Origin of the sequence: Granulicella sp. dw_53 (genome assembly GCF_018449545.1) — a bacterium.
GTDB lineage: Bacteria > Acidobacteriota > Terriglobia > Terriglobales > Acidobacteriaceae > Edaphobacter.
This window is the reverse complement of sequence record NZ_JAAVUR010000002.1, coordinates 487,966-511,739: the sequence shown is the minus strand read 5'-3', so window position 1 is coordinate 511,739 and position 23,774 is coordinate 487,966. Positions and strand designations below refer to the sequence as shown.

At 58.9% G+C, this 23,774-nt stretch carries 19 protein-coding genes; 6 read left to right on the top strand and 13 right to left on the bottom strand.

All coding sequences use genetic code 11. The features are described from left to right. Positions 1-247 precede the first annotated feature (247 nt). From HB393_RS05115 to HB393_RS05085, 7 genes are all read right to left on the bottom strand, one after another. Positions 248-1,324, bottom strand: a complete 1,077-nt coding sequence (locus HB393_RS05115; protein ID WP_213804052.1) for an aldose 1-epimerase family protein — start codon at positions 1,322-1,324, stop codon at positions 248-250. 477 nt (positions 1,325-1,801) lie between these two features. Further along, the gene (locus HB393_RS05110; protein ID WP_213804051.1) at positions 1,802-2,722 is read right to left on the bottom strand and encodes a DUF1080 domain-containing protein; all 921 of its coding nucleotides are present in this window, start codon (positions 2,720-2,722) and stop codon (positions 1,802-1,804) included. A gap of 28 nt (positions 2,723-2,750) precedes the next feature. After that, entirely contained in the window at positions 2,751-3,905 is a 1,155-nt protein-coding gene (locus HB393_RS05105) for a Gfo/Idh/MocA family oxidoreductase (protein WP_213804050.1), read from the bottom strand. A gap of 18 nt (positions 3,906-3,923) precedes the next feature. Beyond that, positions 3,924-4,976: a TIM barrel protein gene (locus HB393_RS05100; RefSeq protein ID WP_345945043.1), complete on the bottom strand. Its 1,053-nt coding sequence runs from the start codon at positions 4,974-4,976 to the stop codon at positions 3,924-3,926. An 8-nt stretch (positions 4,977-4,984) separates the two neighbouring features. Then, positions 4,985-6,202 (bottom strand): hypothetical protein, encoded by a 1,218-nt coding sequence (locus HB393_RS05095; protein WP_213804049.1) that lies wholly within the window; start codon positions 6,200-6,202, stop codon positions 4,985-4,987. Between the two features lie 100 nt (positions 6,203-6,302). Continuing rightward, entirely contained in the window at positions 6,303-7,874 is a 1,572-nt protein-coding gene (locus HB393_RS05090) for a hypothetical protein (protein WP_213804048.1), read from the bottom strand. Positions 7,875-8,004: 130 nt separating this feature from the next. Beyond that, complete coding sequence (locus tag HB393_RS05085; RefSeq protein ID WP_213804047.1) at positions 8,005-9,543, bottom strand: PQQ-binding-like beta-propeller repeat protein; 1,539 nt, start codon at positions 9,541-9,543, stop codon at positions 8,005-8,007. Between the two features lie 480 nt (positions 9,544-10,023). On the opposite strand from HB393_RS05085, the gene HB393_RS05080 reads away from it, so the two are divergent. The 4 genes from HB393_RS05080 (at position 10,024) to HB393_RS05065 (ending at position 13,498) form a co-directional block, all read left to right on the top strand. Next, positions 10,024-11,169 (top strand): cytochrome c peroxidase, encoded by a 1,146-nt coding sequence (locus HB393_RS05080; protein WP_213804046.1) that lies wholly within the window; start codon positions 10,024-10,026, stop codon positions 11,167-11,169. 65 nt (positions 11,170-11,234) lie between these two features. Continuing rightward, positions 11,235-11,969: a carboxypeptidase regulatory-like domain-containing protein gene (locus HB393_RS05075; RefSeq protein WP_255550796.1), complete on the top strand. Its 735-nt coding sequence runs from the start codon at positions 11,235-11,237 to the stop codon at positions 11,967-11,969. 3 nt (positions 11,970-11,972) lie between these two features. After that, positions 11,973-13,037 (top strand): beta-propeller fold lactonase family protein, encoded by a 1,065-nt coding sequence (locus HB393_RS05070; protein WP_213804044.1) that lies wholly within the window; start codon positions 11,973-11,975, stop codon positions 13,035-13,037. Positions 13,038-13,117: 80 nt separating this feature from the next. Further along, positions 13,118-13,498 carry a cytochrome c gene (locus HB393_RS05065; protein ID WP_213804043.1) on the top strand — a complete coding sequence of 127 codons (381 nt, stop codon included), beginning with the start codon at positions 13,118-13,120 and terminating at the stop codon, positions 13,496-13,498. A gap of 21 nt (positions 13,499-13,519) precedes the next feature. Here the strand turns inward: HB393_RS05065 and HB393_RS05060 are convergent, their stop codons facing one another. The 5 genes from HB393_RS05060 to HB393_RS05040 all read right to left on the bottom strand — a co-directional run bounded on the left by HB393_RS05060 (position 13,520) and on the right by HB393_RS05040 (position 18,764). Then, positions 13,520-14,338 (bottom strand): zf-HC2 domain-containing protein, encoded by an 819-nt coding sequence (locus HB393_RS05060; protein WP_213804042.1) that lies wholly within the window; start codon positions 14,336-14,338, stop codon positions 13,520-13,522. Between the two features lie 3 nt (positions 14,339-14,341). Beyond that, positions 14,342-14,935, bottom strand: a complete 594-nt coding sequence (locus tag HB393_RS05055) for a sigma-70 family RNA polymerase sigma factor (protein WP_213804041.1) — start codon at positions 14,933-14,935, stop codon at positions 14,342-14,344. Positions 14,936-15,004: 69 nt separating this feature from the next. Further along, on the bottom strand, positions 15,005-16,294 hold the full coding sequence (larA, locus tag HB393_RS05050; RefSeq protein WP_213804040.1) for a nickel-dependent lactate racemase: 1,290 nt from the start codon (positions 16,292-16,294) through the stop codon (positions 15,005-15,007). A gap of 54 nt (positions 16,295-16,348) precedes the next feature. Next, entirely contained in the window at positions 16,349-17,689 is a 1,341-nt protein-coding gene (locus tag HB393_RS25610) for a DUF4147 domain-containing protein (RefSeq protein WP_345945042.1), read from the bottom strand. A gap of 7 nt (positions 17,690-17,696) precedes the next feature. Further along, positions 17,697-18,764: an aldose epimerase family protein gene (locus HB393_RS05040; RefSeq protein ID WP_255550795.1), complete on the bottom strand. Its 1,068-nt coding sequence runs from the start codon at positions 18,762-18,764 to the stop codon at positions 17,697-17,699. A 231-nt stretch (positions 18,765-18,995) separates the two neighbouring features. On the opposite strand from HB393_RS05040, the gene HB393_RS05035 reads away from it, so the two are divergent. After that, entirely contained in the window at positions 18,996-20,225 is a 1,230-nt protein-coding gene (locus tag HB393_RS05035) for an SGNH/GDSL hydrolase family protein (RefSeq protein WP_213804039.1), read from the top strand. Positions 20,226-20,287: 62 nt separating this feature from the next. On the opposite strand, the gene ndk is transcribed toward HB393_RS05035, so the two are convergent. After that, entirely contained in the window at positions 20,288-20,704 is a 417-nt protein-coding gene (ndk, locus tag HB393_RS05030; protein ID WP_213804038.1) for a nucleoside-diphosphate kinase, read from the bottom strand. A gap of 150 nt (positions 20,705-20,854) precedes the next feature. On the opposite strand from ndk, the gene HB393_RS05025 reads away from it, so the two are divergent. Next, on the top strand, positions 20,855-23,698 hold the full coding sequence (locus HB393_RS05025) for a pitrilysin family protein (RefSeq protein WP_213804037.1): 2,844 nt from the start codon (positions 20,855-20,857) through the stop codon (positions 23,696-23,698). Positions 23,699-23,774: the final 76 nt, after the last annotated feature.

Here is a 23,774-nt window from a genome sequence, read left to right as displayed (position 1 = left end):
AGTCGAAGGACCTGCGGTTGCATTTGCGGTTGCCTGTTCTAGCCGTTGCTTGTTTTGGCTGTTGCCTGTTCTAGCGGTCGCTCTCCTAACCCAAGCACCAAACAGCCCGGGTGCCCCATCCTTCGCGCCTCTGTCTCTAGCGAAGGGTGGGATGTAGAACCTACCCACCGCCTTCTTTCCCCAACCCCGACAGCCCAGGTGCTCCAACCTCAGGACGCCTGATCACCCGATAGTTAGGGAATCACAACTACCCAGCCACACTCCCCCGAATCGCCTCCGCCACCGCCTCCACCCCATCAAGCACACTCAACTCCAATCGAAACTCACGCCTCTCCCCAACAGAGAGCATCTGCAAACTCCCCCGCTCCCTCTCCGCGGCACGCCCAAAGATCTTGCAGTTCGCAGGCTCGAGCCCCAGCACAAAATGATTCGTCCCCGTCATCTTCCACTCAACAAACTGCGGCAACGTCCCACTGTCATACCGCAACGCCACACCGAACTCCGGTCGATCCCCATCGCTCACCAACACCACCGTCACCTTCCCATCCACATCCGGCTGCATCTGGTGAAAGTAAACCCGCTCCCCCACCCCCGCCTCCGGCGGGCCAAACCGATCCCACACATCGAGGCTCCGCGCAGACCAATCATCGATAGGTTCAACCCCCTGCGACGGCCCATAGATCCTGCTGCGCTCCGTCAGCAAAGGAAATCCAAAGTTGAAGTGATAAAGAACCATAAGAGGCGACTCCTTGAACCCCTGGTTCTCCACCACATCATGAATCTTCAAAGACGCGCTACTCAGCGAAGTCGAAATAGTCCGATGCAGCAAAAGATGATCTCCAAAGACCGAGCTCTCCCGCACCTTGCCCGAGACAGCCAGCACACAATCATCCCCATCCCACTCCTCCGACCAGCTCACCTGCTCCGCCGGAGTATTCGAGATCGATCCATGCAGCCCCAGGCTCTGACCGTTATCCTCCGACGGCGCGCCCGCAGTAGTAAGCCCGCAAGTGCTCAACAACCCACCCGCAAAAGACCGGAGCCACTCCGTCCCGCGATTGGAATAATAAGAAGGATGCACAATCCCCACCGGAGAGTGCCAGCTAAGCGACCTGCCCCCAAAACTCGCCTCAAAGATATCCATCCCCTTGTCAGGAACCACCCAGAACTCCAACCCACGCGCCGTCCGCACCCGCACCGTCGCAACTCCCTTGGCCCTCCCCTCCGCATAGGCAAAAGGAGTGACACCGCCCACCTGCGAGAGCCGCCCCGTCCGCTCCATCAAAAACTCCCTCGAGCCAAACCCATCTCCACTAGCACCCATCAATCACCCCCCATTCCACAAATGCGGGTGCCCCACCCTTTTTGCAGTCTCATCGCAAATAGGGTGGGGTATCGTGCGAAGCACGACCGCTTTCTCTGCCGCCAATCGCTCCTAAGCGCTCATAGGTTCAAACACCAAATCGAACTCGCTCGTCGTCCCATCCATAAACCGCCCCACCCCATCACTTACAACCGACATCCCCAAATAACCCAGCAAAACCCCATGTCAACCCCCAAATCCAACTAAACCCCACCACATGAAGCAGATAAGAGTGGCACTTTAGTTACGCTCCGGTAGCTACAATTAAAAGAGAAGAAAAAGTAAAGCAGCAAGACTCTGCCCAATGCAGAGCCACAGTTCTTTGCCAACTCATCAAGCCGAAAGGCCGCAGAAGGTCCAACCCTAACCCCCACCGCAATGAAGAATTTGCGCCAATTAACCGGGGGGAGGGGTGCCACAGAGCCCAACATACAAGCCCTAAGGAAGCTTCTTCAGCCAAACATTGCGGTGCAGGATCTTCAGATCTCCACCGCCTTCAATCTCAAAGGCAATCAAGCCCTTGGCCTGCGCATACTTCGGATCGGTATCGACCAGCACGGCCATCACATGCCCGTTCACGATATGAACCAGAGTATTGCCGTCCGCAACGATCTCGTACTGGTTCCACTCACCCGGCTTGATAAACGCCTTCAGATCGTCAGGATTCCCCACACTGGAGAGCAACCGCGGCTTCTTCCCAGGCTCGGTAGCCACCATCTGACCGCGCCACGCAATAATGCCCCGCCCAGTGCCCTGCTCATAAAGCTGGCCGGTATAGCGATTATTGAAATCGAAGTCAGCCTGATACCCCTCCAGATTCCACTTGGCATACTTCTGGCCGGCCTCCTCCATCTTCTTCATGCGCGCCTTCTGCTCGTCCGTCATCTGCGCAAGTCTCTCCGGAGGAATCACTCTCGGCCTGGGCGGAACATTCTGGCTGCGATACTGAATTCCACCATTCGCGCCCGCGCCCTCCAGCTTCATCTCGCACTTGAGCCGGAAGTTCCCAGGATCGCCTCCACGCCAGATAATATTCGTCGTCCCGGAAGGATGCGCATCGCTGGACTGTCCCACGATCGCGCCGTCCTCAACATGCCAGACCTCCGGAGTCCCGTCCCATCCGTTCATCGTCTTGCCATCGAAGATCTGCGTCCAGCCCTCATGATCTTCAAAGTCAATCGGCTCAGGCTGAGAGAATCCGCCGCCCGGAGCGCGTCCACCCGCCTGTGCCGGACGAGCCGCCTGCTGCGCAGCGACATGCGAGCGAGCAGGCAAATAGACCAAACTCGCGGCAAAAATCGCACACGCCAACGAGGTGCCGGCCATCATGCTACGAGAGACCACGGATTTAGCTGACATGTCACGCTCCTTAGAAGTTCAACTGCACTTACTTCGGCTGCGCCGAAGGCACTGCTTCCCACTGTCTTGTCTTTGCGGAACTAAGCACTGCGTCCGTTACATAATCGCAAGCCAGGCCATCCTCAAACGTAGGAGCGACAGCCTTACCCTCGCCCACAGCGCGAAGAAAGTCGGCAACTTGGTGAATGAAAGTATGCTCATAGCCGATCTGCAGTCCCGGAACCCACCAGTTCTTCATGTAAGGATGATCGCCATCCGTAATGTGAATGCTTCTCCACCCTCGCAAACGGCCCTCATCGCGGTAGTCGAAGAACTCCAGACGATGCAGATCGTGCAGATCCCACTTGGCGGAGGCAAACTCGCCATTGATCTCCAACGTAAAGAGAGCTTTGTGACCACGCGCATAACGCGTCGCCTCAAACAGCGCAGTCGATCCATTCTGGAATCTCCCCAGAAACGAGCTGGCATCGTCGATACTGACAGCCTCCATCTTTCCCGTGAGGCTATGCTTGCGCTCCTTGATGAAGGTCTCGGTCATCCCCGAAACCTCGGAGATCGGCCCGTTCAGCCACAAGGCCATATCGATGTTGTGCGCAAGCAGATCGCCTGTAACTCCACTGCCGGCAACCGAAGCATCCAGACGCCAAAGCCCCTCGCCTCCTTGCGGCAGATCGCTCGAAATCGTCCAGTCCTGCAGGAACTGCGAACGATAGTGGAAGATGCGGCCAAACCGCCCTTCCTCCAGCAACTGCTTGAGCAGCACCAGAGCTGGAACGCGGCGATAGTTGTACCAGACCATGTTCGGAACACTCGCGGCACTCACGGCATCGACCATGGCTTTGCCTTCCGCCGCGGTTCGTCCCAGAGGCTTCTCGCAGAGAACCATCTTGCCGGCCTTCGCCGCCGCGATAGCAATCTCCGCATGAGTATCGTTCGGGCTGGCGATGTCGATCAGATCGATATCCTTGCGCGCGATGAGCGCACGCCAGTCCGTCTCAACCGACTGATAACCCCAGTTCTCGGCAAAGCCCTTCACTCGCTCCGCATTGCGCGCACAGACCGCCTTCAACACCGGCTGATAAGGAAGATCGAAAAAGCGTGGAGCCTGGAGAAACGCATTCGAATGCGTCTTGCCCATGAATCCATATCCAACCAGGCCGATATTCAAAGTCTTCTTCGCCATAATTTTCCTTGCGTCCGCTTAGTCCCAACCGTGAGCGTCGCGAACCGCAATCAACGTCCCGAGTACATCTCGCCACGTCTGCGCAGACGTCATGGTTGCGTTGGGGAACATGCAACCATCCCAACAGATATGTTGATAAGCCTTGGTCGGAGCGCCACTCGCGTCCCGCATCCAAAGTCCAGCGACCTTGACGATGTCCATCTTCCCGTTCGGATCGTTCACAGGACAATGTCTTCCAGTCGTATCGTGCGAGCCTGTTCCATGAACAGTTCCATCGTTCTGCGCCACATGAAAGTCAATCGTCCACGGACGAAGCGCATCGGTCAGCTTTCGCAGCGCAGCCATCAACACCTCTTCGCTCGACCAGTCGAAGTCTTCCGGCAACAACCGATCTTCCGGAGCGTTATAACCCAACGTATACAACAGCGAGTGAGCCATATCCGCCTGAAAGCCGATAATCTTGGGACGATCGACCATCTCGAGCAACTCGACCATTCGCCTCCAGCTATGCATCGCTCCCCAGCAGATCTCACCCTCTGCCGCGAGACGCTCTCCATATCCTTCGGCGATATCGCAAGCTTCACGGAACGTCTTGGCAATCCGCTTCGTATTACCTACTGGATCCTTCGCCCACTCGGAAGGCCCTGTAGCGGAGTCGATGCGAATCACTCCGTAGCGGCGAATGCCAATCTCGCGCAGTGTCTTCCCGATCTCGCAAGCCTTTCGAACCTGCGTGAGAAAGCTCTTCCGCTCCTCCTCCGAACCCATCGCCGAACCGCCGCCAGTTGGCGGCCAGACCGGCGCAACCATCGATCCAATCACAAGATTTCGCTTAGCAATTCCGTCCGTAAGGCGCACCAAATCCTCTTTGGTCGAATCGATGTCGACATGAGGAAGCGACAGAAACAGATCGACACCATCGAACTTGACGCCATCGACCTCTGCTGCAGCAGTAAGGTCGAGCATCGTCTCAAGGTCAATCGGTGGCTCGGAGTCTGGCCCTTTTCCAACCAGACCAGGCCACATCGCATTGTGGAGTGCAGGCTTCATATGCTGATGTACTGTGCTCACGGTTCCTCTTATTTCTTTCGCAGTGGTTCCGCGTCCGGGTTCCCCGGACCAAAGTGCTTCAGTAGGACCAGCGGATCGGACGAACTCTTATTTTCGACAAGCAATCCAGCCTGAGCCGTCGCCGCCGTGACGAATACCTCATCCTCCGTCATCTGTCCGAAACGGATCATCGAGGGTGTGCTCACCGTCTGCTTCGCCAGCAAACCATGACCTTGCGTCAGGATGACGCCATAGGCAGCGCTGTCCTTGATGGTGACGCTTCGGCCAGGCAACACCGTAAGTTCTTTGGCAGAGTAGAAAGAAGTCCCATAGGTGATCCAAACCTCACGATAACCTTCCGCTTCCATCTCTTCCACTGGCTTCACAGGCTTCGGAAAGGTCTTGTTGCTCTCGGCGAAGTTCGGATTGAGGTTCCCTTCCCAATCCAACATGCTGATCAGGTAATCGAGATCCTTGCTGTGCTCAGGCTTCACATCCTTGGTAAGAAGACCCCAATCCACGATGCGGCCATCCACTTCGGACTGGAACATCGCAAAGACATCGCTATTCACCTGTGGTTCATAGGTAACAAGCGATCCGGGAGCATGGAGGATGCCGGGATTGATCTGCCATCCCGTACCGGGAACAAGCCGGTATGCACGAGCATAGGCGAGGATACCGTTGTCGCCTTGGTTCCATCTCTCCAGGCAGCGGCGAATGTCGTCCTTCGTCGTACCAGGCTCCAATCCCATATAGGTATGGGGGAAATTATTCTGCGTCTGGTTGTACTGTGGCGGAAAGTAGTATGCCTCGGGCTTACCCTTCTGTCCCACCAACTTCGCGAACTCGTCGCTCTGATGCATGTGGTGCGGAATCGGGCCCATATTGTCGAAGAACTTACACAGCAGGTTCCAGCCGCCTTCACGCTTCATTACATCTGCGCCAAGGAGCAGGTCTCCCGCAGTCTCAACCGCATCCTTCAGCAGGAACTTCTCGCCCTTATCCGGACGAACATAGCTGAGGCCTTCGTCCGGCAGCGTATCCGGTCCATTCGAGGCCTTCGTCGTCGACGAGAACCACCGTTCATTGATGCCACCGCGATGCCCACCGAACGCGTATAAGTCATCCGGATGAAGCTTCAATCTTCTTCCCGGAATCATGAACGAGCGCGGAACCCAACTCGGCTGCAACCTCAAAACGCCTGCACCCGCTTTGATTGCCTCTTCTACCTGAACTCTACTTAGCATCTTTGACCTTCATTCTTTGTTCATGGATAGCCACGCCGTGACTATGCTATTTGCTATCGCAGATTAGCACCTTCGAATCTGCGGGTGTTGAGAGAACCGATCAGTGTTCCAATCCAATACCGAAGGAATAAAGTGTGTTGTCATGTGTAGTAAAAAAGGCATGACCATCCCCAATAGATACGCCAGTAAGATGCGCATAAGTTGAGATCGAATCCTTGCTGGAGTACAACTCTTTCCCGGTCGTGGCATCAAGAACGTAGAGCGTGGCATGCGTCGCCGCATTGCCCTGCGAGAGCGCCACCACGACTCCATTTGCAACTGCGGGCGGAGCAGGATTGATCAAATCCCGCGAGACCCAGGCAGGAGTCAGCACCGTCTTATCGCCCTGCTCTTCCACCTTGAATGCAACGATGCACCCATGCGTCGCAGGACCATTCATCGTCTCAAACTTCGCGGCAGCATCCAGAGGACCCGAGACCGATGCCAATACCCAGGCCGCACCACTAGCATCTTGCCAGCTTGCGAGGCTATCAAAGGTATCGCTCTTTGCCTTCGAGATCTTCGCCGTCTCTGCTAACGGTGTGTGATGATCCGATCCGCCAAGCGATTCGCTGTCCAGCAAGACATAGCTTCCGTCCTTGCCCGGCGCCGCAACAAGCTTCTTCTGCTTGAAGGTAAACGCGACCGGAGAGACGTTGCTCAATTTGCCCTCACCGGAAGGCGCATACCAATCCTTCACCTTCATATCTTTGGTCGTGACCGATGTCACACTGTTTGGATGAACGTCAGCCGCGGAGCCCACAGTGCCGCTGCCTGTTACCACATAGGCGACTCCATCTCCTAGCGTCGGACCAGCGAGCCCAAGCGGAGCAGCCTTCTCAGTCGTATAGCTGCTAACGGTGTAGTCGGGACTCGCTAGATCGATGGCCCAAAGCGCGTTCTTCGCGCCACCGCAGCCGCGTCCTGTAAGCGTGAACATCGTCTTTCCGATCGAACTCAGCCCATCAGGATTCGCATTTGCAGCCGGCAGAAACTTTACCGGCGGAGCAAAATCCACACCCGTGGTCAGAACCTGCTCGTGAAGCATGCCATCGCCCGTCAGCACATAAAGGCCCTTCAGACCAAAGCCTCCGCCGCCCGCCGCAACACCGAGGCGACGCTGACTTGGAGGTGGCGGAGGTGGTGGAGCAGGCGGCGGTGGAGCGCCCGGGGCACGGCGTGCTCCAAAGTTGATGACCAAAGGTGGCTCCATCACGATGCTGAGATTTCGCGCTCCACATGCTCCCGCACCACTCGCGGCCGGCACATCGTAGGTCTTCTTCCAAACCAGAGTTCCCAATTCGGAGTCGACGGCGTACACAGTATCCGTGCTTCCCCAGAGTGCAAGATCCTTGAACCCTTGCGCGTTGATCAAACGCAGAGCGAGCAGAGGTTCCGTGAAAGACTGAGTCTCCTTCGTCGACCCCAGCTTGATCTTCCACAGAAACTTGAACTGCGTCCCAGCAGTCTCCTTGGAGATCTTCGCCTCATTCTTCTGCCAGTTGCTGTGTCCCGCATCATTCCCAACGGTGGTCCAGTTGCCGACAGCTCCACCTTGGGCAAAGGCCGCACCCGAGCCTGCAACAGCACCAGAGAGAGACAGTGCTACGGATAAAACCAGAGAATTTCTCATCACTTCACTTCCTCGATTCGATGTGCAATGAACGTATCAAAATACAGAGAACCTAGATCTGATTTACCTTTCGTACGGACAAACAGACATAAGCAACGGGCTCTCATCTGGCACTTAACCGACACCTAAACTACTTGACCCCATAGCAGTAGATCGTGCCGTCGAAGGTACCGAAGATAACTCGTCCCCCTGCCACTGAAAGACCCGCCTGGTGCAGAAACGAAGTGATCTGTTCCCCGCTGGAGTACAGCTCCTTGCCAGTCTTCGCATCGAGGAGAAACAGCTTCGCCGGAACCGACTTCTGAATCCGTTGCTCTGAGCTGAAGAGGCCGCCCTCCGTATCGTTCGCCTGACCGGTAAACTCTCCTCCCGCAAGCGCGAAGACCACACCGTTGGCGATCACGGGCGGTTCAGCGGTAATCATGTCCCTCGATTGCCAGGCCGGCTCCAAAGCCAGCTTGCCACCCTTGTCCTCCAGCTTCATCGCAATGACACCTCCGTTCGGCGCCTTGCCATTGGTAATCGGAAACTTCACCGAAACCTCAGAGCCCGTCGGCGCAAGCACCCATCGAGTGCCATCCTTGTCCAGCCACGAAGCATGGCTTCCCCAGGTTCCTTCCGTCTGAAAGTTCGCATTGGTATTTGTAATCAGTGGAGTCCGGTACACAGGAGTCTGGTGATCCGCTCCGCCCATGGACTTCGTATCCAGCAGGATGAAGCGGCCCTCTTTGCCCGAAGCCACCATCAGCTCCCGATCCTTATACGGAAAGATAACGGCGGTCCCGTTCATATCAAGATCGCGCTTGGTCAACCATTCGTAGTTCGAAGGAGTGTAGTAATCCTTGAGCGTCAACGTATCGTTCGAAAAGGTGAAGGCCTCCACGCTGGTCGAAAGCCGTCCGGCCTTTGCATCGTACGCACCATCTCCAGACTCAAAATAGATCGTTCCATCAGCGCCAATCGTAGGACCAGCCACACCCCAAAGGCCAGCTTGCGGAGGCTGCGAGACCGTGACCTTCTTATTAGCCAGGTTCACAGCGTAAAGCGCATTCGGATTGCCCGCGCATCCCTGTCCCGTAATGGTGTAGATGACGTTATTGACGAGGTTCAAGCCATACGGCTTCCCATAGGGTGCGGGTAGCACCTGCAGCGGCGCATCTTTCTCATCGCCACTCCCCAAAGCCAGGCTATGCAGATAACCATCGCTGGTGATGAGGTAAACGAATCTCTCACTCGCGCCCGGAGGCGTCACAACCGGTGTGGCGCTCAGAGCGTTCGTGCAGATGAATCCACGCCCTTCCCCAGGCTCCTGCGGCTTGTCCGACGCCCAGGCCAGCTTCTTCTGCCAGACCACCGCTCCACTATCCGCATCCAGGGCGTAGACCTCGTTCGAGCTGCCTGCCAGGAGAGCCAGAATCTTACCTCCACTGGAGACAATCAAAGGTTCACGGAAGGACTGCATCCCCATCGTCTTTACTTGTAGCTTTGCCTTCCAGAGCAGCTGAAGGCTCTTCGCGTTCTCTGGACTGATCTTGGTCTCATTCCGCTGCCACGCATCGCGCGCCGGGTTGAAGCTGCCCGTATTCCACTCCGGAGCTCCCGTCGCCGCCTGACCGTGCGCGGCTACAAGCGACGTAAATCCGAAGCCAGCGACTGCGAACAGGCTCAATACGGTGCGCGTTACTTTAAACCAAGACGACCTGTCTAACCTATCGAGAGCCATCACCATTTAAACCTCTTAACCAGAAATCATCCACGTCAACAATAGGGGAAAAACATGAAAATAAAAGGAGGAATCAGGACTCAGTTTCAAAAATCATGAGACGTCTCATTTCGCGAGCATACTATCCACGCGATAAGACCGATGTCAAGGTCATTTCGAATTTGAAACAACCTCTCCCTGACACAATTGCCCGGAGTCTTTCTAAGCCACGAATACGTCGTACGGTCGCGGCATGACCCATAAATTCACGCATGAGTCCAACCGCAGGCCGGCTCCGTCTCCTCTCTATCAAGGAAGTTGCGCTCTATAAGGACCTGGGAGGACCCGGCTTCATCGCCTCGCAAGCCCACGATACTGTAAATTGGCTAAGCGCCAGCGTGCTGGTTAAATTGGGGTGGATCGTTTGCATTACGAGAGGCATGAAGTATGGGCACACCTCTAGAATCCTGGCAAACAGGCCTCGCCGGCACCTTCCCTGCTGCCCTTCTACCGCCCGGAAACACGTCCGCCCCACTCCGGCGGATTCTTCTCCCCGCGTTTATCCTTGGCTTTTTGGGCCTCCTGGGCGGATGTAAAAGCCCCGTCAGTGAGCGGCCCATCGGCACAGCCGTGGAGATCAAGCCGCCTTTAGGCTTGCCTCCAGTTCCCATTCCTCCAGACAATCCTCCCACCAAAGAAACCATCGCCCTGGGGCGAAGATTGTTCTACGACGTAAGGCTCTCAAAAGATAACTCCCTCGCCTGCGCCTCCTGCCATAACCCAACTTTGGGCTTCACCGATGGCCAGCAAATCTCAAGAGGGGTAGGCGGAATGGGCGGAGTCCGTAACGCCCCCACGGTAGCGAATACCGCCTACCTCCCTCTGCAGTTCTGGGACGGACGAGCCGTCAGTCTGGAGGAGCAGGCAGCCAGTCCCATCGCCGACCCTGTAGAGATGAACCAGACCCACGAGGTCTCCGTCTCCAAGCTCGGATCCGATCCCAAGTATCAGTCCATGTTCCGCGACGCATTCGGCTCCAAACAGATCACCATCGGGAGAGTGGAGAAGGCCCTTGCCAGCTTCGAGCGGACGATCCTTAGCGGCGACTCCGCGTTCGACCGGTACGCCTTTGGAGGGGACAAGAGCGCCCTGACACAGGCGCAGATACGCGGCCTCGCCCTCTTCAAAGATCCTCAGAAAGGCAACTGCGCAACCTGCCACACCATCGACAGAACGTACGCTCTCTTTACCGATGGCAAGTTTCACAACATCGGCGAAGGAGTAGGCGATGAAGACACCTTCAAAGACGTGGGCCGATACCACGAGACGAGGAGAGAGACAGATCAGGGCGCCTTCAAGACTCCTACCCTGCGCAACGTTGCGAATACCGCCCCATACATGCACGACGGCGCTCTTAAAACTCTCAAACAAGTCGTTGACTTCTACGCCGGCGGAGGGAACTCAAATCCCTATCTGGATAAGGAAATTCGCGTGATCCAGCTCTCCGGGCAGGAACGCTCCGATCTGATGGAGTTTCTCAAATCGCTGACCGGAGAGCTACCTCCAAACGTAGGACCCCCGGGGAAGGAGTAATCTGACCACCTGACATGAAAATCTTTCATTGGTTAAATCACTGCTGCTTGTTTAGCGCCGTTGTCATGACGCTGGGATGCTCGAATGCGCCCAAAAACGTACCTTCGACCGGCCCCGCCCCACAACCTGCGCCATCGTTCTACAAGGTCGATCCAGCAACCGCGGGATCGCTCACCGGAACCATCAAGTTTTCAGGGAAGAAGCCTTCACCGAAGCTGATCGACATGCGGGAAGACCCTGCTTGCGTAGAAGCCCACCACGGCAAGGCCTACGATCAGTCTCTGGTCGTAAGCTCCAACGGCTCGGTCGCGAACGCCTTTGTGTACATCAAGGCGGGTCTCGAAGGAAAGAACTTCGAGGCGCCTAAATCTCCCGTCACGATCGACCAGAGCGGCTGCTGGTTCCGCCCCGGCGTACTCGGCATTCAGACCAACCAGACCCTGCAGGTCACGAACTCCGATCCCGTAACCCACAACATCCACCCCATGGCAGAGGTCAATCGCGAATGGAACCACAGTCAGGGTCCGGGAGACGCTCCCCTCAGCCGCCATTTCATAAAGCCTGAGATCATGATCCGCGTAAAGTGCAACATCCATAGCTGGATGCATGCCTTCATCGGCGTCTTGCCGCATCCCTACTTCGATGTCTCAAGAGATGACGGGTCATTCGAGATCAAGAACCTCCCTGCAGGCACCTATAGCATCGCAGTCTGGCAGGAAAATCTAGGCACCCAAGAGCAGCAGATTACCGTCACTCCCCACACCAACACCTCCGCGAACTTCACCTTCAAAGGAAAATAACCCATGCGTCCGTTATCTCTTGTTCCACTTGCAATGAGCCTTTCGTTCCTCGTCTCAGGGTGCTCCTCCGCGAACAAGCCCGCGCAGCCCGTAGCTGAACAACCAGAGTCGAACGGCCCTCGCATCTACGTGACCAACGAGGTCTCCGGAGATCTCACCGTAATCGACTCCGTAACATACAAGGTCCTAGCGACAGTTCCACTCGGCAAACGTCCGCGCGGCATCCACGCCAGCCCGGATCACAAGACCCTCTATATCGCCTTGAGCGGATCGCCCATCGCAGGCCCCGACGTCGATGAGAGCACGCTTCCTCCTCCGGACCGGAGCGCAGATGGCATCGGAGTCTTCGATGTAAAACAAAACAAGGTGATCCGCATCCTTCACGGCGGCCCTGATCCAGAGAACTTCGACGTCAGCAAGGATGGCAAACAGCTATTCATCTCCAACGAAGACACCTCCGCGGTGAGCATCCTGGACGTCGCCTCTGGCACCATCCTCAAATCCTTCCAGATGGGGGCACAGCCCGAAGGCGTCAAAATCACACCCGATGGCAAGTTCGTCTACATCACCTCCGAAGAGAAGGGCAACGTCGCCGTCCTCGATCCCGAGGCGGGCAAGATTGTCGCCACCATCGCAGTCGGGCATCGGCCTCGTTCGATTGCTTTTTTACCCGATGGAAGCCGCGCCTATATCAACGCCGAAAACGACGGAACAGTCGTCGTAGTCGACACCAAGAAACACAAGATGATCAAAACCATCTCGATCGGCAAGCCGGGAATCATCAAGCCGATGGGAGTCTTGCTCTCTCTGGACGCCTCCAAGCTCTACGTCAGCACCGGCCGGGGACACCAGGTCTTCACCATCAACACCGCGACGGATACCGTCATCGGATCGGTTGAAGTCGGACAACGCCCTTGGGGCATCGCGCTCTCGCCCAACGGCAAGACCCTCTACTCCGCCAACGGTCCTTCGAACGACATCTCGGCCGTCGACCTCACGACCAATACCGTCACCCACAAAATACCCGCCGGTAAATCGCCATGGGGAGTGATCTCTCTGGAAAAATAAGATTCACCCCCTGCACGAATCTTATTTTCGCAACGAAGCGTCATACCAAACACGCAATTCAAGGATTATGGAGACTAAGGATGCGATCACACTTTGTATCTTCGGTGGCTGTCGTCGCCATAGCAGCGACTCTCTTTGCAGTTCAACTTCGTTCCTCGCTGGCTCAGGATGCACCGGCCCCACCCAAGGCAGCGCCCCTCTCCGAGGCTGCAGTCCGCGGCAAAGCCATCTTTGCGGAAAAATGCGCCCTCTGCCATAACGCAGAGACCACCGAGAAGAAGATCGGACCGGGCCTGAAAGGGTTCTACCAGCGCGGAACCTTTACCTCCGACAACAGTAAAGTCACCGACGAGGCAGTCACCAAGCTCATCGAAAACGGCAAAGGGATGATGCCGCCCTTCAAAGGCTCGTTGGAGTCGGCCAAGATTCAGGACCTCGTAGCGTACCTCAAGACTCTCTAACCTCGCTCGACAAGAGTCGATCTAAACAGGCTTCGGAGTATGGAAGTACTTCTGATACGCAGCAATCCAATCGGTCGCGATATCCCTCTGCGCCGAAGCCAGATCGATCTGCCCGTCGCAAACCATCTGGTGTAACCGGTCCTCCAATGCGTCCTTGACCCGCGCATTCCACACCGTCGAGGTATACGGCTCCGGCCATAAATTTCGAATATCATCGGTCCCGCCCAACTGAGGATTGATGAGATAGTCGACCTGGTAATCCTTGGCAGAGGTGTCAGGCGCCATGCCATACTCTTGAAAAATTGTCCTGAGCATGGATGACGAAACAGCAGGGTCCCGGTCGTCGTCTTGCACAGAACAAATATCGGCTAGCTGAACCGGCCGCGTCGCCCCCGGAGTCAGGCTACGGTTGGGGACACGCCCACCCGCTTCATAAGCAAATTCAATCCGTGGCCGATTGGCTCCCGCCTTCTGCCGGTAGAACGCCCCAATGCCAATAACCGCGACCACCAGAGCAGCATAGAGATAAAGCTGCGGCCGCATCGCGACCGCACCCCCCAATCGCCGCGTCCACGACTCGCGCCCTTCTCCGGCAGCACGAAGCCTCAGTTTGAGCAGTGCTTGTGGTCCCGTCGCAGAGGGCAAGACATGCTCTCCTACCGAGGCCTGGTGCGCCGCGATAACCTCCGCCAGAACGCCCTCCATCTTGACCCGTCGCGCGTAACAGTCCGGACACTGCTCCAGATGAGCATTTGCAACCGCCTCATCTGCCGCCGACATCTCGCCATCCAGCAGCAGCAACACCTGCTCATCGGACAAATGATCGTTCTGGTCTCTCATCCATTACCTCCTATCGGTCCGCTCCATACGAGCGAGCGACCGAGCCAGCGAAGCAGCGACAGAACCCAAAGAGATCCCCAAAATCCGGGAGATCTCGCGATATCGAAGACCCTCCGCACGAAGACGAAGACAGCATTGATCCGTCTGCGGCAGCGCACGAAGCACGGAGAGCAGCATCGCCCGTCTCTCATTGAAGAGAAGATGCTCATCCGGACCAGGCGCAGGATCACGAAGCTCCCCCGCAATGGATACATCGGTCCCGGCAACTCCACTCTCAGTCTGATTCGAGATACGCCGCTTCAATGCAAGGTTGTGTGTAACCCGAAAGACCCACCCCTGCAGATTCTCACGCGAGCGCCCTAGCTGAAGATGCCGGAACAACGCAAGGAAGACCTCTTGAATGACATCTTCTCCATCATGGATGGAGAGCCCAAACGAGATGGCGTAGCGAAGCAGCGATGCCCGCAGCGAGCCGAACAGCGATAGCACCTCCTGCTCCAGCGAAGAGCACGGGCTCACCTCCGCATCGCTCGTCTGAGACAGGATCAGCCCTGTGACCGAATTGGAAGAGTAAGAAGCCATGAGGAACCAGACCATTATTCACTAATCGCCCCTCACATGGCTCCGCGTTCCCAAAAAACACTGAGCAGACTACCCGTTGCGACATTAAGCCCTGCTCGCGACCTCACCAACGACACGCGCAAAGACATAAGGCCCTTCAGGAACCAACGCCACCCGTGCTCCCTCCGGCAGCCCTCGTAGCAGCTCGCGGACAGCGTCCTCCACCTTCAAAAAACTCTTCTCCCCCAGCGAGCCCATCTGATCCTTCGCAATCCCCGGCGTGTAGAACAAAATCTCATTTCTACTCTCGGTCAACGCAAGCTTCTCCAGCTGCCATTGATCCACCTCCACCGGTCTACTCATCAGCTCAGCGAGATAACTCTCATGCCCCCGATACTCCCGCAGCTTATCCGCAAACTCAGGCGACCCGATCCCCTCCGGACACGCTCCCAGCACTAGAATCCTGCCGCCCGGCTTCACGATATGCTCCGCCGCCGTGACTCCCTTGATGGTCTGGTAGAACGTCAGGTCCAGCGGATACCCCGCCGCGCTCGTGATCACCGCATCCGCCAGCCCCGTAAGGCGTTCGAGGGAAGTACCGCGCAAAAACTCCACGCCCGCAGCATGGGCCGCAACCGGCTCCCCCGCAAACACCCCGGAGATCTCCCGGCTCTGCGTCAGCGTCACATCCAGCAGGAAGTCGTGTCGCGCCATCCGCGCAATCTCCAGCAACTCCTCGTGCAGTGGGTTCTCATCGATCGAGCCCTCCGTCGCCATCGGCTCCCGCATAAAGCGCGGCGAGTGGATCACCTTGATCGTCTCCTGCGCAGCCACCCCCGGGGCGATCATCTTGCGTCCGCCAGAAAATCCCAGCATCAGATGCTGCTCGATAAATCCCACCGTAATGTGCAGATCAGCAGCCATAAAACGCTCGTCGATATAGACCGGTGTACCCCTCCGCGTAGACCCCAAAGCGCGATGCTCATCCAGCACCTTCGCATCGTGATTGACGACGCGATACCTCGACGCAATCTCGGCACCGACAATCGTCTCGATCTCCGCCTGCGTCGCACCCCTGTGCAGACCCGTCGCAATCAGGATCGTTACTCCCTCCACCGGAATCCCCGCCTCATGCAACCTCCGCAATAGCGGAGGCAGAGTCACCCAGTTCGGAGCTGGCCGCGTAATGTCGCACACCGAGATCGCCGCGCTCTTCTTGCCCTCCGCCAACTCCCGCAGCGGCCTGCACCCAATAGGAGAATCCAACGCTGCATCCAGCGCCGCCCCCGCGTCAGTCAGTGGCAACGCAGACCGGCTCTCCACCACCTCATACGAAGGCCCATCCGGCAACGCAATCGTGAGCCCGTCCCGGTCAAATGCAAAGCGCGTCTTCATCTATAAAACCATCATAGAACCAGCCGCCACCTATCGCCCGGCCCCCTCGCAAAGCTACGGAGCCAGCAATATTCGAAGGTCGCGCAGATTATTTCCCGTAGGACCTGTCACCACGGCATCCCCCAGCAAAGAGAGCAGCCCATACGAGTCAAACTCGGCCAGCGCCCGCTCCACAGGAAAGCCCGCCGCCGCTGCCCGGCTCACAGTAGTCCCGTCCACCACCCCACCAGCCGCCGGACTGTTGCCATCCAGCCCATCACTCCCCGCGCTCAAAACAACCATCTCCCCACCAGCAATCCGCTCAGCGCACAACAAGGCAAAGTGCTGGTTCCGCCCACCACGCCCCGCAGCAGGAGGCAGCCGCACCGTCACCTCGCCCGCCGACAACAAACACACACGCTCCCCCACGGCGCGCAGCTCCTCCAGCCTCGTCACAAGATACTCCGCAGCGTCCTCGGCACTCCAGTCGTCGCATGTATGGTCGACGACCACCGTCCACCCCAACTCTGTAGCCCGAGCAGCAGCCGCCTCTTCGAGCGAAGTGCTATCCAACAGCAAACTCCACCGCGACCTCGCAAAAGCCTCATCTCCCGGCTTAGGCGTCTCGATCAGATCGCCCGCCAAAATCCTTGCGACCACAGACGGCATCCGCTCCGCCAATCCATATTTGGCAACGATCCGCCGCACATCCTCCACCGTGCTGCGGTCAGGCAGAGTAGATCCCGAAGCCAGCGCATCCAGCTCGCCGTGCGGCACATCCGAGACAAAGATCGTCAGTTGCTCCGCCGGAGCCGCAGCCGCCGCAAGCCGTCCCCCCTTCACCACCGAGAGATGCTTCCGCACCGCATTCATCTCTGCGATCGGAGCGCCACTCTCCACCAGCGCCTTATGCGTCGCCGCCGTCTCCTCCAGCGAGATCCCATGCAGCATCTGCTCCACCATCGAAGAGCCGCCTCCACTCACCAGAAACACCACCAGATCCCGCTCCGTAGCGCCCATGAGCAACCGCAAAATCTCCGCCCCCCCATCGAGCGAAGCCTGATTCGGACTCGGATGCCCACCCCGAAACACCCGAACCTCCTCCGGCATCTCCTGCTCACAAGCCCCAGCGACCACACCCTCGATGCGATCCGCCGCACCCTCCACAATCCCCAGAAAGGCGCCCGCCATCACCCCTGCGGCCTTCCCAATCGAGATCAGCAAAACGTGCTCATACCCATGCAGGAGGTAACGGTGCCCATCCACCACCAACGTTCCCGCCTCAAAGACCAACCGCCGCTCCATCGCGGCGCCAACGCTGGTCTCCTCCAGCGCCCGCAGAAAGATATCCCTCGCGTCAGCCGCGGCACCGCGGCTGACGGACTCTCCAGAAGCCTCGCGAGGAAACCCTTCCACCCGCGCCCTACTTCGCGTGCGTCGAGAACGTAAACGTCGTCATGCTGTGCCGTGTCTCACCCGGCTTCAGCAAAGTCGTTGGAAAAGACGGCTCGTTCGGCGAATCCGGATAGTGCTGCGTCTCCAGGCAAAATCCAGACCGCTTCTCATGCGACTCACCGGCCTTGCCGAACTTCGTCCCATCCAGGAAGTTGCCCGAGTAGAACTGCACGCCCGGCTCCGTCGTCGTCACCGTCAACACGCGTCCGCTCGCCGGCTCATACACCCGAGCTGCGGTCTTCACCTCGCCATTGGCTCCGCGCAGCACCCAGTTATGGTCGTAGCCTCCGGCGATCTTGAGCTGGTCGTTATCTTGCTCGATGCGCGCCCCAATCAACGTAGCCTTGCGAAAATCGAACGGCGTCCCCTCTACCGATGGAAGCTCCCCCGTAGGAATCAGCACCTTGTTCACCGGCGTGTAGTGGTCGGAGAGCAACGTCATCTCGTGGCCCAGCACCGTACCGCCACCCGCCAGGTTGAAGTAGGTATGGTTCGTCAGATTCACCACTGTCGTCTTGTCCGTCGAAACGCTGTAATCGATCCGCAGTGCGTTATGGTGCAGCGAGTAGCGCACATGCGCCGTTAGCGTCCCCGGATACCCCTGGTCGCCATCCTTGCTCACCAGCGTCATCTCCACGCCGCCCGCGATCGGGTGCGCCTGCCACACCAGCTTGTCGAACCCTACAATTCCGCCATGCAACGACTGCCCATTATTGTTGACCGGAACGTGGTACTCCTGCCCATCGATCTTGAAGGAGCCATTGGCGATCCGATTGCCATATCGCCCCACCACCGCGCCAAAATAAGTCGTCGCGTCCCCCAGATACCCATCCAGAGCGCTGTACCCCAGCACCACGTCTCCCATCTTGCCGTCGCGGTCCGCCGTGTTAATCGAGACGATCCTCGCACCATAGGTCATGATGCGCGCTTCCACGGCATCGCTCTTCAACGTGTAAAGGTCCACCGCCGTTCCATCCGGCGTCGTTCCAAAGGCACTCTTCGTTACAGCGGCGTGTGCTGCGATTGCGGTTGTCATGCTAAGCAGAATAACCCGTGCCCATCTCATCGTCACCAACCTCACTCTTCCCTCGAAATTCATGTTGTAAAACCGGGCCAAAAACAGCATCCCCAAAGAAGCCGTCCCATCGCTTCCAACCCCGTCGCGTGGCAGATCGCGCAACCACCGCCACTATACGTGAACGCCGCCACTCCCGAAAACAGCGGTAAGATGGAGCGGCAAAGCAAGTTCAAACGAACAAGGACTCCCATGACTCGTCGTAACAAAAGCCTCTCCCCCTTGCTCCTGCTCCTCCTCCCTGTCCTCACCCTCACCCCCTTCGCAGCAGCCGCCACCCCGCCAGATCACTGGGTCGGCACCTGGGCCGCATCTCCCATCGCCGTCACCAACCCCGAGGGCCAGATCATCGCCCCCGACACCACCCTCCGCGAGATCGTCCGCGTCTCCCTCGGCGGCCCACTCGTCCGCGTCATCTTCTCCAACGAGTTCGGCCTCGATCCCCTCACCATCGGCGCGGCCCGCATCGCCCTCAGCGCCAGCCAAAGCGAAGTCTCTCTCCCCTCCACCAACATCCTCACCTTCGGCGGACACCCCACCGTCACCATCCCACCAGGAGCGCTCATCCTCAGCGATCCCGTCGCGCTCAAGCTCCCCGCCTTCGCAGACGTAGCCGTCAGCCTCTACCTCCCCGAGCAGCCCATGCGTCAGGTCACGGTGCACTCCTCCGCGCTCCAGACCAGCTACGCCGCCCCCGGCAACGTCGTCGGAGCCAAACAGCTCGACGCCCCCAAAGAGATCTTCAACTGGCCCATCCTCAAAGGCATCGACGTCAAGCTCGACGGAGACTCCGCCGCCATCGTCACCCTCGGCGACAGCATCACCGACGGCGCACAAAGCACACGCAACACCAACGCCCGCTGGCCGAACGTCCTCGCCGCCCGACTCCAGGCCAACAAGAAGACCGCCAAGCTGGCCGTCCTCAACGAAGGCATCGGAGGCAATCGCCTCCTGCACGACGTCGCCGGTCCCAGCGCCCTCGCCCGCTTCGACCGCGACGTCCTCGCCCAGGCTGGAGTCAAATACCTCATCTTCCTCGAAGGCATCAACGACATCGGCCACGCCACCAACCCCGTCAACCCGGATAACCCCGTCACCGCCGACGAGCTCATCGCCGCCCTGGGACAGATCGCCGAACGCGCCCATACCCACGGCATCAAGGTCATCGGAGCCACCCTCACCCCCTACATCGGAGCGAAGTACGCCTCACCCGAAGGCGAAGCCATGCGCCAGGCCATCAACAAGTGGATCCGAACCACCAACCAGATCGACGGCGTCATCGACTTCGAAAAAGCCACCCAGGACCCCGCCAACCCCGCCGTCTACTCCTCTGCTGCCGACTCCGGCGACCACCTCCACCCCGCCAACGCCGGCTATAAGCTCATGGGCGACTCCATCGACCTCAAGCTCTTCGAAAAATAGAGCCCCAAACGCACAGACGGCAGGAGCATCGCTCCTGCCGTCTCGCACTCCCGAATCGGGAACTACTGAAGTTCGATCCCCGCAAAGAAGTAGCCAATCTCAAACGCCGCCGTATCCTCGGCATCCGAGCCGTGAATCGCATTCTCGCCGATCGAAGCCGCGAACTGCTTGCGGATCGTGCCCTCCTCCGCCTGCGCAGGATTCGTCGCGCCCATCAGCTTGCGCAGATCGGCAATCGCGTTCTCCTTCTCCAGAACCATCGGGAAGATCGGTCCCGAGCTCATAAACTCCGTCAGCTCTCCGAAGAACGGGCGAGCCGCATGGACGTGATAGAAACCCTCGGCCTGCGCCTTGGAGATGGACAACCGCTTAATGGAGACAATCTTGAATCCCGCCTTCTCAATCGAGGCGAGGATAGCTGCCGTGTAGCCCTTGCGGACCGCATCCGGCTTGATGATGCTGAATGTACGCTGTGACATGTATGTCTTTCTGCTCCTGAAAAGGTTCCTGATAGAGTCGTAGCCGTCCTTCAATCGTACCGGAAAACAACGCTCGCAGCGAGGAAACGGCCAACCCCAGGTGATATGCTGCGGCTACATTCCAGGCTCAATCCACAAGGAGTTCGATCTATGCCGAGTTACACCTCCAAGCTTGCAGACCTCACGATTCACGGAATATTGACCTCTGCCCTCGCGTTCGCCTCCGTGTCGAGCCTCGCCCAGCCTCTACCGCCAGCAAAGCCCCTCAAGCTCCCTGAGCTGAAGTACGAGAAGTTCACCCTCCCCAACGGCCTGGTCGTCATCACCCACGAAGACCACCGCCTGCCCCTGGTCGCCGTCGACCTCTGGTATCACGTCGGACCGCTCAACGAGCGCGCCGGCCGCACCGGCTTCGCCCACCTCTTCGAACACATGATGTTCGAGGGCTCTGAGCACGTCGGCGAAAAAGCCCACATCAAGTACGTGCAGGGCGCCGGAGCCACCGACGTCAACGGAACCACCAGCTTCGACCGCACCAATTACTTCGAGACCGTCCCCAGCAACCAGTTCGAGCTCGCCCTCTGGCTCGAAAGCGACCGCATGGGCTTCCTCCTCGAAGGCCTCGACCGCGAAAAGCTCACCAACCAGCGCGACGTCGTCCGCAACGAGCGCCGCCAGGGCGAAGGCTCTCCCTACGAGCTCGCCAGCGAGCAGGTCTACCACCTGCTCTTCCCCAAAGAGCACCCCTACTACGCCGCCGTCATCGGCTCCCACGCCGACATCGAAGCCGCCCGCATCAACGACATCCGCGACTTCCACCAGCAGTTCTACACCCCCAACAACGCCAGCCTCGCCATCGCAGGAGACTTCAACCCCGCCACTCTCAAGGCCCTCCTGACGAAATACTTCGGCCCCATCCCCCACGGCCCGAAAGTCGATCCAGTCACCGCTACCACCCCAGCCATCAACGAGCAGAAGCGCGCCACCGTCACCGACACCGTCAAACTCCCGCAACTCCGCATCGCCTTCCTCACCCCACCGGCCTACGCTCCCGGCGACGCAGACGCCGCCCTCGCCGCCTACATCCTCGGCGGCGCAAAGGCCAGCCGCCTCGACCAGAAGTTCGTCTACCAGCAGCAGACCGCGCAGTCTGTGAGTTGCTCCCACGACCCACTCAAGCTCACCTCCGTCCTCGAGTGCACTATCACCGCCAAACCCGGCATCGAGCTCAAAGACCTCGAAGCCACCTTCTGGCAGGAGGTCGGCCGCCTTCAATCCGACGGCCCCACCCAGGATGAGCTCGACTCCGCCCGCACCATCGAAGTCACCCGCAAGATCTCCGGCCTCCAGCGCCTCGGTGGCTTCGGCGGCATCGCCGACACCCTCAACAGCTACAACCAGTACCAGGGCGACCCCGGCTACCTCCCCAAGGACATCGCCCGCTACCAGGCCGCCACCATCGCCAGCGTCAAGCAGGCCGCAAAGCAGTTCCTCGACCAGAACCACGCCGTCGTAGTCTCCTGCATCCCTGGCAAGAAGGTCGTCGACGACGTCCCCCGCAGCCCCGCCACCACCGACGCTGAAGTCAAGCTAACCCAGCCCTACACCGCCGACTTCGAAGCCGCCCAGAACTGGCGAAAGACCGCCCCAGCCCCGGGTCCGGCTCTCACCTTCCACCTCCCCGTCCCCAAGACCTTCACCCTCAAGAACGGCCTCAAAGTCCTCCTCGTCGAAGACTCCAACCTGCCCGTCCTCTCCGCCACGGTCGTCTCGCGCTCCGGCGGCGAGACCAACCCCACTACCCGGCCCGGCCTCGCCACCTTCACCGCCGCCATGCTCTCCGAGGGCACCACCAAACGCTCCTCCACCCAGCTCGCCGAAGACTCCGAGCGCATCGGCACCCGTCTCGCGGCACTCTCCAGCATGGACGGCACCAGCACCAGCGTCAGCGTCCTCACCAACAACACCGACGCCGCCATGGACCTCCTCTCCGACGTCGTCCTCCACCCCGCCTTCAACCCAACCGACCTCGAACGCATCCGCCATCAACGCATGGTCTCCATCCAACAAGAGGGCGACCAGCCCCCCGCCATCGCCCAGCGCGTCGGCCCCCGCCTCGTCTATGGAGACCAGCCCTACGGCTTCGCCACCTCCGGCACCGTCGACAGCGTCAAGGCCATCACCCGCGAGCAGATGCTGGCCTTCTGGTCCCAACACTACGGCCCCAAAGACTCCGCCCTCGTCCTCGCCGGCGACCTCAAGGAGCCCGAAGCCCGGAGCCTCGCCGAGCGCTACTTCGGCTCCTGGACCGGCGCCGCCGCCAGCGCCATCTCTCTTCCTCCAGCCCCACCCGCCCCCAAACTCCGTCTCGTCCTGGTCGACAAGCCCGGCTCCCCTCAGACCGCCCTCTTCGCCTTCGGCATCGGCGTCCCCCGCTCCACCCCCAACCTCGAAGCCCTCCAGGTCATGAACTACACCCTTGGAGGCAGCTTCGCCAGCCGCATCAACATGAACCTCCGCGAGGTCCACGGCTACACCTATGGCGCGCAGTCCATCTACACGCTCTACCGCGAGGGCGGCCCCTTCCTCGCTGGTGGCCTCGTCAAGACCGACGTTACCGCTCCCGCAGCCAAAGAGCTGATGCTAGAAATCAACCGCATCCAAACCGAGCCCCCCACCCCAGCCGAACTCAAGATGGCCAAGGACGCCCGCGTCCAGTCCATCCCCGCCCAGTTCGAGACCACCGCCGCCACCGCCGCAGCCATGACCTCGATCTTCCTCTACAACCGCCCCCTCGACTACTACGCCACCCTGCCCGACGCCTACCGCGCCGTCACCACCGAAGCAGTCGTAGCAGCCGCCAAAACCGACGTCCACCCCGACCACCTCATCCTCGTAGCCGTAGGCGACCGCACCAAAATCGAACCCGGCCTCAAGGACCTCAACCTCGCACCCATCGAGTACAGCGACACCTCCGGCAACATCATCAAATAGCCGTCAACCCAATAAAAGGCCGGAGGGCAATCGCCCTCCGGCCTTTATTCTTGGTGCAAGCCGTCTTCTGGATAAA

Excerpts from the sequence above, each read along its gene's own strand:
- HB393_RS05040 (WP_255550795.1), bottom strand. The coding sequence starts at position 18,764 with ATGACAACCGCAATCGCAGCACACGCCGCTGTAACGAAGAGTGCCTTT.
- HB393_RS05115 (WP_213804052.1), bottom strand. The coding sequence starts at position 1,324 with ATGGGTGCTAGTGGAGATGGGTTTGGCTCGAGGGAGTTTTTGATGGAG.
- HB393_RS05105 (WP_213804050.1), bottom strand. The coding sequence starts at position 3,905 with ATGGCGAAGAAGACTTTGAATATCGGCCTGGTTGGATATGGATTCATG.
- HB393_RS05025 (WP_213804037.1), top strand. The coding sequence starts at position 20,855 with ATGCCGAGTTACACCTCCAAGCTTGCAGACCTCACGATTCACGGAATA.
- HB393_RS05070 (WP_213804044.1), top strand. The coding sequence starts at position 11,973 with ATGCGTCCGTTATCTCTTGTTCCACTTGCAATGAGCCTTTCGTTCCTC.
- larA (WP_213804040.1), bottom strand. The coding sequence starts at position 16,294 with ATGAAGACGCGCTTTGCATTTGACCGGGACGGGCTCACGATTGCGTTG.
- HB393_RS05080 (WP_213804046.1), top strand. The coding sequence starts at position 10,024 with ATGGGCACACCTCTAGAATCCTGGCAAACAGGCCTCGCCGGCACCTTC.
- HB393_RS05090 (WP_213804048.1), bottom strand. The coding sequence starts at position 7,874 with ATGAGAAATTCTCTGGTTTTATCCGTAGCACTGTCTCTCTCTGGTGCT.
- HB393_RS05055 (WP_213804041.1), bottom strand. The coding sequence starts at position 14,935 with ATGGTCTGGTTCCTCATGGCTTCTTACTCTTCCAATTCGGTCACAGGG.
- HB393_RS05075 (WP_255550796.1), top strand. The coding sequence starts at position 11,235 with ATGACGCTGGGATGCTCGAATGCGCCCAAAAACGTACCTTCGACCGGC.
- HB393_RS05035 (WP_213804039.1), top strand. The coding sequence starts at position 18,996 with ATGACTCGTCGTAACAAAAGCCTCTCCCCCTTGCTCCTGCTCCTCCTC.
- ndk (WP_213804038.1), bottom strand. The coding sequence starts at position 20,704 with ATGTCACAGCGTACATTCAGCATCATCAAGCCGGATGCGGTCCGCAAG.
- HB393_RS05110 (WP_213804051.1), bottom strand. The coding sequence starts at position 2,722 with ATGTCAGCTAAATCCGTGGTCTCTCGTAGCATGATGGCCGGCACCTCG.
- HB393_RS05060 (WP_213804042.1), bottom strand. The coding sequence starts at position 14,338 with ATGAGAGACCAGAACGATCATTTGTCCGATGAGCAGGTGTTGCTGCTG.
- HB393_RS05065 (WP_213804043.1), top strand. The coding sequence starts at position 13,118 with ATGCGATCACACTTTGTATCTTCGGTGGCTGTCGTCGCCATAGCAGCG.
- HB393_RS05095 (WP_213804049.1), bottom strand. The coding sequence starts at position 6,202 with ATGCTAAGTAGAGTTCAGGTAGAAGAGGCAATCAAAGCGGGTGCAGGC.